Consider the following 12994-nt stretch of genomic DNA (forward strand, 5'->3'; position numbering starts at 1 on the left):
CCCCACCGTTCGACCAGTACCGAAGGACACCCTCTCGATGCAGTCCCCTCCTGACGAGCGCCACATCCTCGTCGTCGCCCACACCGGTCGGGCGGACTCCCTCGAAGCCGCGGTCCTCGTCGTGCGCCGCCTCCGGAACTCGGGTGCTCACCCGGTGCTCTGCGGAGACGACAAGGGCGACATCGTCGCCGCGTCCCCCGAGCTGTCCGACGTCGCCGTGCTCGGTGTCGATGTGGAGCTGGCCTCCGTCGAGCTCGTGTTCGTCCTGGGGGGTGACGGCACCATCCTGCGCGCGGCCGAGATCGCCCGCTCGGGGACGGCCCCGCTGCTGGGCGTGAACCTCGGGCACGTCGGATTCCTCGCCGAGAGCGAGAGGGACGATCTGGACGACGCCGTGGCGCGCGCGCTCGACGGCGACTACCGCGTCGAGGAGCGCCTGGCGCTGCAGGTCCGCGTGAAGATCGACGACATCGTCGTCTACGAGACCTGGGCCCTGAACGAGGCGACGGTCGAGAAGGGGAGCCGCGAGCGGATGCTCGAGGTCATGGTCGGCGTCGACGGCCGTCCGCTCTCGAGCTTCGGCTGCGACGGGATCGTCGTCTCCACTCCGACCGGATCCACCGCGTACGCCTTCTCGGGCGGGGGGCCGGTGGTCTGGCCGACCTTGGAGGCGATGCTCCTGGTGCCGCTCAGCGCTCACGCGCTGTTCGCGCGCCCGCTCGTCGTCGGGCCGGAGTCGAGTCTCGCGGTCGAGGTGAAGGAGCGCACCGACGGGGTCGGCGTGCTCTGGGCCGACGGCCGGAGGACGTACGAGCTGCCCCCGGGAGCCCGGGTCGTCTTCCGCCGCTCACCCGAGCCGGTGCGCTTCGCCCGCCTCCACGACGCACCGTTCACCGATCGCCTCGTGCACAAGTTCCAACTGCCCATCCGCGGCTGGCGCGGGTCGGCCGAGACGGAGTAGAGCCGTGCTCGAGGAACTGCAGATCAGGGATCTCGGCGTCATCGCCGAGGCCACCCTTCCGCTCGGCCCGGGGTTCACGGCCGTCACCGGTGAGACCGGCGCCGGCAAGACCATGGTCGTGACCGCGCTCGGGCTCGTGCTCGGTGCGCGGTCGGACGCCTCCGCCGTCAGGGCGGGGAGCGCCCAGGCCTGGGTGTCGGGCCGCTGGCTGGTGCCCGAGGACGGTGCCGTCGCCGATCGCGTCCGCGACGCCGGCGGCGACCTCGACGGGCCGGAGCTGCTGCTGGCCCGCTCCGTCTCGGCGGAGGGCCGCGGCCGCGCGGTGGTCGGCGGTCGCAGTGCGCCCGTCAGCGTGCTGAGCGAGCTCGCGGACCAGCTCGTCGTCGTGCACGGGCAGTCGGACCAGATCCGGCTGCGGTCGGCGGCGGCTCAGCGCGACGCGCTCGACCGCTTCGGCGGTCAGGAGCTCGCGGCGGCGCTGCGCGATTACGGATCCGCCTTCGAGCGCTGGCGCGCCAACCGCGAGGAGCTGGACGAGCTGACCATGGCACGGGAGGCGCGTGCGCGCGAGGCGGAGCGCCTCCGGAGCGCCCTGGCCGAGATCGAGGTCGTCGCCCCGCAGCGCGGGGAGGACGTGGAGCTCGCCGCGCAGTCGGAGCGGCTCGGCAGCATCGAGCAGCTGCGGCTCTCGGCGGGCGAGGCCCGCGAGGCGATCTCGTCGGAGGAGCTCGACGGCCGCGACGCCGTCGGCCTGCTCGACGCCGCCCGGCGGGTGCTCGAGCGCGCCGCCGAGCACGACGCCGCCCTGCTGCCGACCGTCCAGACGCTCGACGAGGCCTCCGTGCTGCTTGTCGACGCCGCGGGGAGCCTCTCGTCGTACCTGGCCGAACTCGATCTCGACGGGGCGCACGATCTCGAGCTGATCGAGAACCGGCGCGCCGAGCTCTCGGCGCTGGCCAGGACCTATGGGCCCACGCTCGACGACGTCCTCGACCTCGTCGACTCCTCGGGACTGCGCCTGCTGGAACTCGACGGCGACGACGAGCGGATCGCGGCCCTCGAGTCGGACACCGCGGCCGACGCCGATCTGGTCGAGCGGCTCGCCGACCGGCTCACCGCTCTTCGCACCGCCGCGGCCCAGGAGCTGGGGGAGCGGGTGAGCGACGAGCTGACCGCGCTCGCGATGGCCGATGCGCGCCTCCGCGTGCAGGTGACCAGCACGAGCGAGCCGACCGCGCACGGCCGGGACGCGGTCGAGATGCTGCTGCAGCCGCACAGCGGGGCGACGCCCAGGCCGCTCGCGCGCGGGGCCTCCGGGGGCGAGCTCTCGCGGGTGATGCTCGCGATCGAGGTCGTCGTCGCGGCCAACGACCCCGTGCCGACGTTCGTCTTCGACGAGGTGGACGCCGGAGTCGGCGGAGCGGCGGCGATCGAGATCGGGAGGCGCCTCGCGCGGCTCGCCGAGACCTCGCAGGTGATCGTGGTGACGCACCTCGCGCAGGTCGCCGCGTTCGCGACGAACCATCTCCGCGTCGAGAAGGGGTCGGACGGCTCCGTGACCTCGAGCGCGGTGACGCAGCTGGAGGCCGAGGAGCGCGTGTCCGAGATGGCGCGCCTGCTCTCGGGCCTGACCGACTCCGAGAACGCGCTCGCCCATGCCCGCGAGCTCCTGGAGACGAGTCGGCTGCGCTGATTCGGGCGCCGTCGGCGACCCGCCTGCGATTCGCTGTTAGGGTGGAAGCCCGTGGTGGACATTTCGAACTCGGGCCCTTCCTCTTCTACTCCTGACGCCTCCGGCTCCTCTTCGGCCGGATCGACGAAGGTCACGAAGCACATCTTCGTCACCGGCGGAGTCGTCTCGTCGCTCGGCAAGGGGCTCACGGCCGCCAGCCTCGGCAACCTGCTCACCGCGCGCGGACTGCGCGTCGTGATGCAGAAGCTCGACCCCTACCTCAACGTGGATCCGGGGACGATGAACCCGTTCCAGCACGGCGAGGTCTTCGTGACCGACGACGGCGCCGAGACCGACCTCGACATCGGCCACTACGAGCGCTTCCTCGACATCAACCTCAACCAGGCCGCGAACGTCACGACCGGGCAGATCTACTCGCGCGTCATCGCCCGCGAGCGGGCCGGCGAGTACCTCGGCGACACGGTGCAGGTCATCCCGCACATCACCGACGAGATCAAGCGCCGCATGCGCCTCCAGGCCGAGGACGACCCCCAGCCCGACGTGATCATCACCGAGATCGGCGGCACCGTCGGCGACATCGAGAGCCAGCCGTTCATCGAGTCGGCGCGCCAGGTGCGCCACGAGCTCGGCCGCCGCAACGTGTTCTTCGTGCACGTCTCGCTGGTGCCGTTCATGGGCGCCTCCGGCGAGCAGAAGACCAAGCCGACGCAGCACTCCGTCGCGGCCCTGCGCTCCATCGGCATCCAGCCCGACGCTCTCGTGCTGCGCAGCGACCGCCCCGTCTCGGAGTCGAACAAGCGCAAGATCGCGCTGATGTGCGACGTCGACGAGCAGGCCGTGGTGAACGCGAAGGACGTCGCCTCGATCTACGAGATCCCGGAGATGCTCAACGAGCAGGGGCTCGACTCCTACATCATCGACCAGCTCGGACTGCCCGCCGGCGAGGTCGTCTGGGACGGCTGGTCGAAGCTGCTCGAGGCGGTGCACGAGCCCAAGCACGAGGTGACCATCGGCCTGGTCGGCAAGTACATCGACCTGCCCGACGCCTACCTCTCGGTGACGGAGGCGCTGCGCGCCGGCGGCTTCGCCCAGCAGACGAAGGTCGCCATCCGCTGGATCGCCTCGGACGGACTCGAGGACCCGGAGGCGGCCGCGAAGACCCTCTCCGAGCTCGACGGCATCTGCGTGCCCGGCGGCTTCGGCATCCGCGGCATCGAGGGCAAGCTCGGAGCCCTGCGGTTCGCCCGCGAGAACGGCATCCCGACGCTGGGCCTGTGCCTCGGGCTCCAGTGCATGGTCATCGAGTACGCGCGGAACGAAGCGGGACTCGAGGGCGCCTCCTCGTCGGAGTTCGACCCGGAGACCGAGTTCCCCGTGATCGCGACGATGGCCGAGCAGGTCGAGATCCTCGCCTCCGGCGACATGGGCGGAACGATGCGGCTCGGCCTCTACACCGCCGACCTCGCCGAGGGGTCGATCGTCGCCGACGTCTACGGCGCCCCGCAGGCCGCCGAGCGCCACCGCCACCGCTACGAGGTCAACAACCGCTACCGCGACCGCATCGCCGAGGCCGGACTCTGGTTCTCGGGCACCTCGCCCGACGGGCACCTCGTCGAGTACGTCGAGCTGCCGCGCGACAAGCACCCCTACTACGTCGGCACCCAGGCGCACCCGGAGCTGCGCTCGCGCCCGAACAACGCCCACCCGCTGTTCCGGGGACTCGTGACGGCGGCGCTCGAGCGTCAGGAGTCGTCGCGCCTGTTCCCGGCGTCCGAGGCCGGCGCCGATGAGTGAGCCGCTGGCCGACGAGCGCGTCGAGCCCGAGATCCTCACCAGCGAGCGCGTCTTCGACGGGATGGTCTGGGGCGTGCGCGCCGAGACGTTCCGCTACGGCGCAGACGTGTTGCGCCGGGAGTTCCTCGACCACACGGGAGCGGTCGCCGTCCTCGCGATCGACGAGCGCGATCGCGTCGCGCTGATCAAGCAGTACCGCCACCCCGTCCGCTCCCGCGAGTGGGAGATCCCCGCGGGGCTCCTCGACATCGAGGGGGAGGACGCCCTCCTCGCCGCCCAGCGCGAGCTGGCCGAGGAGACCGACCTGCAGGCCGGCCGCTGGGATCTGCTCTCGGAGTTCGCGACCTCGCCCGGCGGCAGCGACGAGGCGATCCGGATCTACCTCGCCCGCGACCTCTCTGCCACCGACTCCGTCTTCGAGCGCGAGGCGGAGGAGGCCGACATGGAACTGCGCTGGGTCGACCTGGACGAGGCCGTCGACGCCGTGCTCGCGCGCCGCGTGCAGAACCCCTCGCTGACGATCGCGGTCCTCGCCGCCCACGCCTTCCGCGCCCGCGGCTGGGCGGGGCTCGGGGACGCCGCCTCGCCGTGGACGCGGCACCCGCGGGCCCGCCGGGGGTGACGCCTCGCGCGTGCGCCGACGCGTTCCTGCGCCAGTCGAGCGTCGAGCGCGGGCTGTCGGCCCACACGATCGCCGCGTACCGCCGCGATCTCGAGCTGTACCTCGGCTGGCTGGGCGAGCAGGGTGTGGACGATCTCGCGACCCTGCGGCGCGCGGACGTCGGCGCCTTCGCCTCCTGGCTCGCGGCCCGGACCGAGCGGCCGCTCGCCGCGTCGTCGCGGGCGCGGATCCTCTCGAGCGTGCGCGGGCTGCACCGGTTCGCGCTCGAGGAGGGGATCGTCGCCGACGACGTCGCCCACGACGTCGTGCCTCCGAAGCTCCCGATGACGCTGCCGAAGGCGATCACGGTCGAGCAGATGGCCGCACTGCTCGACGCGGCCCGCGGTGAGGAGCTCGCCGACCTGCGCGACAGGGCACTCCTCGAACTGCTCTACGCCACGGGCGCGCGCATCTCGGAGGCCGTCGACCTCAACGTCGACGACGTGTTCGACGCCGAGGTCGTGCGGCTGACCGGCAAGGGCTCGAAGCAGCGGATGGTGCCGCTCGGCCGCTTCGCGCGCGAGGCCGTCGACGACTACCTGGTGCGCGCTCGGCCCGAGCTGTCGCGGCGCGGGCGCGCGACTCCGGCGCTGTTCCTCGGTGTGCGGGGGAGCAGGCTGTCCCGGCAGAGCGCGTGGCTCGTGATCCGCGCAGTCGCCGGGAAGGCGGGGCTCGACCGCGAGATCTCGCCGCACACGTTCCGGCACTCCTTCGCGACGCACCTGCTCGCGGGCGGGGCGGACGTGCGGGTGGTGCAGGAGCTGCTCGGGCACGCCTCCGTCGCGACGACGCAGATCTACACGCTGGTGACGGCGGACTCGCTGCGCGACGTGTACACGACGGCTCATCCGCGGGCACGGCGCTGAGGCCCTCGGCCGGGCACGGCGGGGCGGAACGGCGGGCGGCAGGGGCGCCGGTACACTCGATGCAGGCCGCGCGGGAGCGCATGCCGACACGGAAGCGAGGCGACGCAGGTGACACGCAAGACGGACGACAAGGCCGAGCTCACCGGTCTCGAAGCCCCGACGCTCGGCCCGACGGGCCGCCCCCTGCGCGACTTCCCGCTGCCGGTCGAGCTCACCGGGCACGGGCCCGCGCGCATCATCTCGCTCTGCAACCAGAAGGGCGGCGTCGGCAAGACGACGACGACCATCAACCTGGGCGCGACGCTGGCCGAGTACGGCCGCCGCGTGCTGGCGATCGACTTCGACCCGCAGGGCGCGCTCTCGGCCGGCCTCGGCGTCGCGACCTACGACGCGATCACCGTCTACGACCTCCTCCTCGGCACGGTGAAGGACCCGGCCGAGGCGATCCAGTCGACGAACGTGCCCGGGCTCGACATCATCCCGGCCAACATCGACCTCTCGGCCGCCGAGGTCCACCTCGTCAACGAGGTCGCCCGCGAGCAGATCCTCGCCCGGGTCCTCCGCAAGGTGAGCGCCGACTACGACGTCATCCTCATCGACTGCCAGCCCTCGCTCGGCCTGCTCACCGTGAACGCGCTCACCGCGAGCCACGGCGTGCTGATCCCGCTCGAGTGCGAGTTCTTCGCCCTGCGCGGTGTGGCCCTCCTGATCGAGACGATCGACAAGGTGCGCGACCGCCTCAATCCGGTGATCGAGCTCGACGGCATCCTGCCCACGATGTACGACTCGCGCACGCTGCACTCGCGCGAGGTCCTCGACCGCGTCGTGGACGCCTTCGGCGACAGCGTGCTCGAGACCGTCATCGGGCGCACGGTCAAGTTCCCCGACGCCAGCGTCTCGGGGGTGCCGATCACGCAGTTCGCGCCGGAGCACAACGCCGCGAAGGCGTACCGCAAGCTCGCCAGGGAGCTGATCTCGCGTGGCGCGGTCGCCTGAGGTCGTCCTCGAGGCGCCGCCGGCCGAGGGCGGCTTCCGGGTCGCACTGTCCAACTTCGAGGGGCCGTTCGACCTGCTCCTCAGCCTGATCGCGAAGCAGCAGGTCGACATCACCGAGATCGCGCTGAGCGCGGTGACGGACGAGTTCCTCTCGTACCTGCACGGGATCGACACCCTGGAGGGCCTCGACCGCGCCTCGGAGTTCCTGGTCGTCGCCGCGACCCTCCTGGACCTGAAGATCGCCGGGCTCCTGCCGCAGGGCGAGCTCGTCGACGCGGAGGACGCCGCCCTGCTCGAGGCGCGCGATCTGCTGTTCGCCCGGCTCCTGCAGTACCGCGCGTTCAAGCAGGTCTCGGCCTGGATCGCCGAGCGGATGGAGATCGAGACGGCGCGGCACGTGCGCCAGGTCCCGCTCGAGGAGGAGTTCCGCGCGAAGAAGCCGGAGCTGGTCTGGACGCTCTCGGCGGAGGACTTCTCGGCCCTCGCGGCCCTCGCCCTCGCGCCCCGCGAGATCCCGACGGTCGGACTGGATCACCTGCACGCTCCGCTGATCAGCATCCGCGAGCAGGCCGCCCACCTCGTCCGCGTGCTCCGCGAGCGCACGACGGCCACGTTCCGCGAGCTCATCGCGGACGCAGGGGAGAAGGGCGTCGTCGTCGCCCGCTTCATCGCGGTGCTCGAGCTCTACCGTCACGCGGCGATCGCGTTCGAGCAGCCGGAGCCGCTCGGCGAGCTCACGCTGCAGTGGGTCGCCGAGTCGTGGTCGGACGCGAGCCTGGCCCACCTGGGGGCGGACTATGACGGCTGACACAGGCGCCGGCACCGTCGCGTTCGAGATCGATCGCGCGATCGAGGCGATCCTCATGGTCGCCGACGAACCGCAGTCGCTCGTCGCGCTCGCGACCGCGCTCTCCCGTCCGATCGCCGTGGTGCGCCAGTCGATCGAGCGGCTCGTCGCCGACTTCGACGGGGAGACCGGGGGAGTGCGTCGCGGCTTCGAGCTGCGCGAGGTCGGCGGCGGGTGGCGGGTCTACGTCCGCCGCGAGTACGACCCCGTGGTCTCGGACTTCGTGCTGACGCAGAACCCGACGAAGCTGTCGCAGGCGGCGCTCGAGACCCTCGCCGTGATCGCCTACAAGCAGCCGATCTCGCGCGGTCAGGTGGCGCAGATCCGCGCGGTCAACGTCGACTCCGTGGCACGCACCCTGCTCGGTCGCGGTCTGATCGCCGAGATCGGCAACGACCCGGAGACGGGCGCGATCCTCTACGGCACCACCGAGCAGCTGCTCGTGCACCTCGGCCTCACCTCGCTCGATGAGCTGCCGAAGATCTCACCACTTCTGAGCGACGGACGGGACGGATTCGATGGTCAACTCGGCTAGCAGCGAGGGCGAGCGCCTGCAGAAGGTCCTCGCCGCAGCGGGGGTCGCCTCCCGGCGCGTCGTCGAGGAGATGATCGTCGCGCGGCGGATCCGCGTGAACGGCGAGGTGGCCGCCGAGCTCGGTCGGCGCATCGATCCCGCAGCCGACCTCATCGAGGTCGACGGAGTCGCCGTGCAGCTGGACACCTCGCGCCGCTACGTGATGCTGAACAAGCCGATCGGGGTCGTCAGCTCGCTGGCGGACGAGAACGGCCGGCCCGACCTGCGCACCTACACGCAGAACTTCGAGGAGCGGCTGTTCAACGTCGGCCGACTCGACGCCGAGACCTCGGGGCTGCTGGTGCTCACCAACGACGGCGAGCTGGCGCACGTGCTCGCGCACCCGTCGTTCGGCGTGACGAAGACCTACATCGCCAAGGTGCACGGCCAGGTGCTGCCGCAGACGATCGCGGCGCTGACCGCCGGCATCGAGCTCGAGGACGGCCCGATCGCGGCCGATAAGGCGCGCCTGCTCGGCCGGCCGGAGGGCCGCTCGAACGCGTCGCTCGTCGAGATCACACTGCACTCGGGGCGCAACCGCATCGTCCGCCGGATGATGGCCGAGGTCGGCCACCCGGTCATCGAGCTGGTGCGGCGCCAGTTCGGGCCGCTGCACCTCGGCACCCTGCGCTCGGGGGATCTGCGCGATCTCACCCGGGCGGAGCTCGGCGCACTGCTCACGATCTCGCGGCAGGGCGGCGAGGCTCCGTCGACGAGCCGGCAGGCGAGTGCCGAGGAGAAGCCTCGGGCAGCTCGGCCGGCACGTTCCGACCGGCCTGCGCGGGACGACCGGCCTGCACGGGACGATCGGCCTGCACGGGACGATCGGCCTGCACGGGACGACCGGCAGCGTGCTCGGACCTCCTCCACAGGCGGCGATCGGCGCGACTCTCCTCCGCGTCGCTCGGGCGTCGACAAGCAGCGACGACCTGATCGGTAGGCTGTCGGGGTGAACGAGCTGCTGCACCCCGCCCCGCCCGCGATGCGGACGACGGGGACGGTGCGCGTGGTCGGCTCGGGACTCCTCGGCGCCTCCATCGGCCTCGGTCTCGCCTCGCGCGGCGTCGACGTCGTGCTCGACGACGCCTCCCCGGCCAGCCTCTCGCTCGCCATCGACTACGGGGCCGGCCGTGCCGCCTCCGCCGAGGACGAGCCCGCTCTGATCGTCGTCTGCGTGCCGCCCGACGTGGTCGCGAGCGTCGTCGAGCGTGAGCTCGCCGCGCACCCGACCGCGGTGGTCACCGACGTCGCCAGTGTGAAGATGCAGCCGCTGCGCGAGCTGCGGGCGCGCGGCGTCGACCTCGTCCGCTACATCGGGTCGCACCCGATGGCCGGTCGCGAGCGCGGTGGCCCGGTCGCCGCCCGCGGCGACCTCTTCGTCGGGCGGCCCTGGGTCCTGTGCCGCGACGGAGAGACGACTCCCGAGGCGCTCGCGCGCGTGGAGGCGCTCGCGCTCGACCTGGGTGCGGCGATCGTCGAGATGGACCCGGAGGAGCACGACCTCTCGGTCGGACTCGTCTCGCACGTGCCGCAGGTGATCTCGTCGCTGCTGGGGCAGCGCCTCCTGGACGCCCCCGACGACGCCCTGCGGCTCGCGGGTCAGGGCGTCCGCGACGTGACGCGACTCGCCGCGTCCGCCCCCGAGCTGTGGGTGCAGATCCTCGGAGCGAACCGCGACCACGTCGTCTCGGTGCTCGACGCGTTCCGCGACGACGTCGCCGCCGTGGCCGATGCGCTCCGCGAGCTCGACGCGCCCGGTGCGCGGCGCCTCCTCGCCGAGCACCTCGCCGCGGGCAACGCCGGCGTCGCCCGCCTCCCGGGCAAGCACGGGCAGGCCCAGCGCTTCTCGACCCTGATCGTCCTGATCGACGACCTCCCGGGGACGCTCGCCCGCCTCCTGGTCGAGATCGGCGAGGCCGGCGTCAACCTCGAGGACGTGCGCCTCGAGCACGCGGAGGGGCGCCGGGTGGGACTCGCCGAGATCTCGGTGGTGCCCGAGGCGGTCGGCCCGCTGACGGACGAGCTGACCTCGCGCGGGTGGCGGATCGCGGGATGAGCGCCGCGCCGCATCGAGGATCCTCCGGCATCGACCGGGCGAGCACAGAGCAGACGAGCACAGAGCCGACCAGCACCGAGCAGACCAGCACCGAGCAGATGAGCACCGAGAGCGTATGAGCACCGAGCAGAACAGGCAGGACGGCGGACTGAACCGGATGACCCCGGCCCGCCGCGCACAGCAGAGCATCCCGGAGGACGGCGGCTCCGCCGTCGAGCGGACGCGCGGCACGCGGATCGACGAGGCCGCCGACTTCGGCGCCGCGACCGTCGTCGCCGTCGACGGCCCCGCGGGCAGCGGCAAGTCGAGCGTCTCGCGGGAGGCCGCGCGCCGCCTCGACTTCGAGTTCCTCGACACGGGCGCCGCCTACCGCGCGCTCGCGTGGCACGGTCTCGACATCGGTCTCGACTTCTCGGACCAGAACGCCGTCGTCGACGCGCTCGACGGCTTCGACTACTCCATCGGCACCGACCCCGAGACCTACTCGGTCTGGGTCGGGCGGACCGAGGTCACGGCCGCGATCCGGGAGCCGCGCGTCACCGCCCAGGTGTCGGCCGTGGCGAAGGTGCCCGAGGTGCGCCGGAGGATCACGCTGCTCTTCCGCCGCATCATCGGCGAGACCCGCAAGGCCGGGATCATCGTCGAGGGACGCGACATCACCACGGTCGTCGCACCCACCGCTCCCGTCCGGATCCTGCTCACCGCGAGCGAAGAGGCTAGGATGGCGAGGCGTTCGCGCGAAGTCACCACGGAATCCGCTGAGGCTACGGGTCTGGCACTGCGGTCGAGGGACCGCGCCGACTCCCAGGTGGTCGACTTCATGAACGCCGCAGAAGGAGTCACTCTTCTCGACTCCACTCACCTCGACTTCGAGCAGACCGTCGATGCGGTCATCGCCGAGGTCCGATCTTCGAGAGCAAGGGCCGATCATGGCACAGGACACACGCGCCGGTGACGACGAGCTGAACTACCCGGACGACGACCTCGTGGAGCGCCTCGGCGACCTCGACGAGCAGCTCGCCGCCTCCCGCGCGCAGGCGCTGCGCAGCGGACTCCAGGACTACGACCTCGACGACGAGGACCTGACCCTCCTCGAGTACGCGGGCGGCGACTCCGACGAGGTGATCTACCTGCCGGCGCTGCCGGTCGTGGCGATCGTCGGCCGCCCGAACGTCGGCAAGTCGGCGCTCGTGAACCGCATCCTCGGCCGCCGCGAGGCCGTCGTCGAGGACACCCCCGGTGTCACCCGTGACCGCGTCTCGTACAAGGCCGAGTGGCTCGACCGCGCGTTCACGATCGTGGACACCGGCGGCTGGGAGCCCGACGCCCGCGGCATCGACGCCTCCGTCGCGATGCAGGCCGAGATCGCGATCGACCTCGCCGACGCCGTGATCTTCGTCGTCGACGCGAACGTCGGCGCGACCGCGACCGACGAGCACGTCGTGAAGCTGCTGCGCAAGACCAAGAAGCCCGTCTTCCTCGCGGCCAACAAAGTCGACGACGCCCGTCAGGAGCCCAACGCCGCGTCGCTGTGGTCGCTCGGCCTCGGCGAGCCGTACCCCGTCTCGGCCGTGCACGGCCGCGGTGTCGCCGACCTGCTCGACACGGTGCTGAAGAAGCTGCCCCTCGAGTCGGCCGTCGCCAAGCGCGAGATCGGCGGCCCCCGCCGCGTCGCGATCCTCGGCCGACCGAACGTCGGCAAGTCGAGCCTGCTGAACAAGGCCGCGGGGGAGGAGCGGGTCGTCGTCAACGAGCTCGCCGGCACCACCCGCGACCCGGTCGACGAGCAGGTCGAGATCGCCGGCAAGGTGTGGCGCTTCGTCGACACCGCCGGCATCCGCCGCCGCGTGCACCTCCAGCAGGGCGCCGACTTCTACGCGTCGCTGCGCACCTCGACCGCGCTCGAGAAGGCGGAGGTCGCGGTCGTCGTGATCGACGTCTCGCAGCCGATCTCGGAGCAGGACGTGCGGATCATCGACCTCGTCCTCGAGTCGGGTCGCGCCCTCGTCCTCGCCTTCAACAAGTGGGACCTCCTCGACGACGAGCGCCGCCGCTACCTCGAGCGCGAGATCGAGAAGGACCTCGCCCACGTGGCGTGGGCGCCGCGCGTCAACATCTCGGCCCGGACCGGACGCCACCTCGAGAAGCTGGTGCCCGCGCTCGAGCTCGCCCTCGAGTCGTGGGACACCCGCATCCCCACCGGCAAGTTCAACGCGTTCCTCGCGGAGCTCACGGCGGCGCACCCGCACCCGCTGCGCGGCGGCAAGCAGCCGCGCGTGCTGTTCGGCACGCAGGCGTCCTCGCGTCCGCCGACATTCGTGCTGTTCACGACCGGCTTCCTCGACCCGGGCTACCGCCGCTACATCCAGCGCCGCCTCCGCGAGATCTACGGATTCGAGGGGTCGCCGGTGAACGTCAACATGCGCGTCCGCGAGAAGCGGGTGCGCTGAGGGCTCCGGCTCTCGCCGGCCTGCTCCGGCTCGTCGTCCTGCGTCCGGCTCGCGGGGATCCTCGGATCCCGCGAGCCGGACGCATTTCTGCGCGCC

The 12994-nt window shown here is 72.0% G+C and carries 12 protein-coding genes and 1 pseudogene; all 13 read left to right on the forward strand.

Annotation, left to right across the window (positions count from 1 at the left end):
* Positions 1-37 precede the first annotated feature (37 nt).
* A complete protein-coding gene (locus GSU68_RS06940) occupies positions 38-961 on the forward strand; it encodes an NAD kinase (RefSeq protein WP_159906730.1) in 924 nt (307 codons plus the stop codon).
* Between the two features lie 4 nt (positions 962-965).
* Positions 966-2654, forward strand: coding sequence for a DNA repair protein RecN (recN, locus tag GSU68_RS06945; RefSeq protein WP_159906732.1), 1689 nt, complete (start codon positions 966-968; stop codon positions 2652-2654).
* Between the two features lie 141 nt (positions 2655-2795).
* Positions 2796-4448, forward strand: coding sequence for a CTP synthase (locus GSU68_RS06950; RefSeq protein WP_244259468.1), 1653 nt, complete (start codon positions 2796-2798; stop codon positions 4446-4448).
* Positions 4441-5070, forward strand: coding sequence for an NUDIX hydrolase (locus tag GSU68_RS06955; protein ID WP_159906736.1), 630 nt, complete (start codon positions 4441-4443; stop codon positions 5068-5070). The genes GSU68_RS06950 and GSU68_RS06955 overlap by 8 nt, the downstream gene beginning before the upstream one ends.
* A complete protein-coding gene (gene xerD / locus GSU68_RS06960; protein ID WP_208544662.1) occupies positions 5037-5975 on the forward strand; it encodes a site-specific tyrosine recombinase XerD in 939 nt (312 codons plus the stop codon). The genes GSU68_RS06955 and xerD overlap by 34 nt, the downstream gene beginning before the upstream one ends.
* 108 nt (positions 5976-6083) lie before the next feature.
* A complete protein-coding gene (locus tag GSU68_RS06965) occupies positions 6084-6971 on the forward strand; it encodes a ParA family protein (RefSeq protein ID WP_159906738.1) in 888 nt (295 codons plus the stop codon).
* Positions 6955-7779, forward strand: a complete 825-nt coding sequence (locus GSU68_RS06970; protein ID WP_159906740.1) for a ScpA family protein — start codon at positions 6955-6957, stop codon at positions 7777-7779. Before GSU68_RS06965 ends, GSU68_RS06970 begins: the two co-directional genes overlap by 17 nt.
* On the forward strand, positions 7769-8353 hold the full coding sequence (gene scpB / locus GSU68_RS06975) for an SMC-Scp complex subunit ScpB (protein WP_159906742.1): 585 nt from the start codon (positions 7769-7771) through the stop codon (positions 8351-8353). The genes GSU68_RS06970 and scpB overlap by 11 nt, the downstream gene beginning before the upstream one ends.
* Positions 8337-9086: pseudogene (locus tag GSU68_RS06980) on the forward strand (pseudouridine synthase); the annotation flags it as partial. The gene scpB and the pseudogene GSU68_RS06980, both read left to right, overlap by 17 nt.
* 288 nt (positions 9087-9374) lie before the next feature.
* Positions 9375-10448: a prephenate dehydrogenase gene (locus GSU68_RS06985; protein WP_159910170.1), complete on the forward strand. Its 1074-nt coding sequence runs from the start codon at positions 9375-9377 to the stop codon at positions 10446-10448.
* Positions 10445-10567, forward strand: a complete 123-nt coding sequence (locus GSU68_RS20045) for a hypothetical protein (RefSeq protein ID WP_279631059.1) — start codon at positions 10445-10447, stop codon at positions 10565-10567. Before GSU68_RS06985 ends, GSU68_RS20045 begins: the two co-directional genes overlap by 4 nt.
* A complete protein-coding gene (cmk, locus tag GSU68_RS06990) occupies positions 10564-11403 on the forward strand; it encodes a (d)CMP kinase (RefSeq protein WP_244259421.1) in 840 nt (279 codons plus the stop codon). The genes GSU68_RS20045 and cmk overlap by 4 nt, the downstream gene beginning before the upstream one ends.
* Positions 11378-12898 carry a ribosome biogenesis GTPase Der gene (gene der / locus GSU68_RS06995; protein WP_159906746.1) on the forward strand — a complete coding sequence of 507 codons (1521 nt, stop codon included), beginning with the start codon at positions 11378-11380 and terminating at the stop codon, positions 12896-12898. Before cmk ends, der begins: the two co-directional genes overlap by 26 nt.
* Positions 12899-12994: the final 96 nt, after the last annotated feature.

This window comes from Rathayibacter sp. VKM Ac-2759 (assembly GCF_009834225.1).
GTDB lineage: Bacteria > Actinomycetota > Actinomycetes > Actinomycetales > Microbacteriaceae > Rathayibacter.

Coding starts and splice junctions, on each gene's coding strand:
- GSU68_RS06940 (WP_159906730.1), top strand. CDS start 38: ATGCAGTCCCCTCCTGACGAGCGCCACATCCTCGTCGTCGCCCACACC.
- cmk (WP_244259421.1), top strand. CDS start 10,564: ATGAGCACCGAGCAGAACAGGCAGGACGGCGGACTGAACCGGATGACC.
- GSU68_RS06985 (WP_159910170.1), top strand. CDS start 9,375: ATGCGGACGACGGGGACGGTGCGCGTGGTCGGCTCGGGACTCCTCGGC.
- der (WP_159906746.1), top strand. CDS start 11,378: ATGGCACAGGACACACGCGCCGGTGACGACGAGCTGAACTACCCGGAC.
- GSU68_RS06955 (WP_159906736.1), top strand. CDS start 4,441: ATGAGTGAGCCGCTGGCCGACGAGCGCGTCGAGCCCGAGATCCTCACC.
- scpB (WP_159906742.1), top strand. CDS start 7,769: ATGACGGCTGACACAGGCGCCGGCACCGTCGCGTTCGAGATCGATCGC.
- GSU68_RS20045 (WP_279631059.1), top strand. CDS start 10,445: ATGAGCGCCGCGCCGCATCGAGGATCCTCCGGCATCGACCGGGCGAGC.